Source organism: Oleiphilus sp. HI0086 (assembly GCF_001635225.1).
Genome location: NZ_LWFZ01000107.1, coordinates 1 through 1,196, shown reverse-complemented (window position 1 = coordinate 1,196; position 1,196 = coordinate 1). Strand labels below are relative to the sequence as shown.

Annotated in this window: 2 protein-coding genes; both read right to left on the bottom strand. The window is 40.2% G+C overall.

The features are described 5' to 3' along the window. Positions 1-235: 235 nt before the first annotated feature. Complete coding sequence (locus tag A3756_RS01465; protein WP_231875451.1) at positions 236-739, bottom strand: tyrosine-type recombinase/integrase; 504 nt, start codon at positions 737-739, stop codon at positions 236-238. Between the two features lie 106 nt (positions 740-845). Next, a partial coding sequence (locus A3756_RS01460) for a hypothetical protein (protein ID WP_231875450.1) occupies positions 846-1,196 on the bottom strand: 351 nt, incomplete at its 5' end.

Genomic DNA, 1,196 nt, shown 5'->3' with positions numbered 1-1,196 from the left:
ATTTGTATTTAGTGGAAGCACAAAGCGATACTGTTACTCCCTGCGCAACAAACCCCCTTTATAAAATAACTCCTACAATGTTTTGAACTGACACCACGAAGCAGACCTTCAGAGATAACAAACCAGCATCAAATTTCAATCCTCTCTGATAATGCTAAGGCATCATCAAGCTCCACCCCTAAATATCGTACCGTACTTCCAAGACTCCTGTGCCCTAACAGCAGTTGAATGGACCTTAAGTCTTTATCTGGGCTACTTTGGTTCTTCTTAAGGAGTGCGTTCCGTAAAATCTTGTATCCAACCCAATAGCAGCAACCCACCTCTTTACTAAATTGTAGTATTGTCTAGTTGATATATGACTTCTATGAGAAAACCGGCTTGGGAAGAGGTAAGTAGCATGCTCTAAACGCAGCTTTTCAATCAATACCAAAATAGCTTCCCTCGTCTTCGATGTTATTTCGAATTTGACAGGTATTTTGGTCTTTTTCTGTATGATTTGAGTTCTAGACTTGCAGCTTTTTCCATTGTACACATCATATACGCGGAGCTTAACTAAATCACACCCTCGTAGTTTACTATCTATTGCGAGGTTAAAAAGCGCGAGATCTCTCACATTATTCTCCACCTCCAGCCTAATCCGAATAGCCCAAACCTGTTCAAGCTTAAGAGGGAGCTTTTGCCCTACAAGGACACCTTTATTCCACGGTCGAATTGCTAAAAGTGATGATGAGCAAGTCATTTTCACCTCCACGTCTCTTCAATATCTACTTTTTACTAAGACAATAGAGAAATCTGATAATTCAGCAAAATTTCAGCTGTGATGCGTTAGCTGAAGTTAACTCGAACTACTGATAGAAACTTCCAACAACAACTCCTAACAGTGGAAGAACCAGTACCAGGAAATAGAACTGAATCAATATTTTATTCGTATCCAAGACTGATGCCTCACCGCTGTCAGGCAATTTTGCCAACACTCCCCCTCTGATAGACCAAAAATACTCCTCTAAATCCCGTATCACGAACTGAAAAAGAAAAATTGATGCAGCGCAGGTCGCTAAAACAACCGTAGATACAACATTCCAACCCAAGAATGGAATACCAAATAAGTATATTGGAAAACACGGAAGCAATATTCTTTCTACTACTAAGAATGGCGCTGTCCTTCGGCTGCTCTTGTTGTACATATAACAAATACC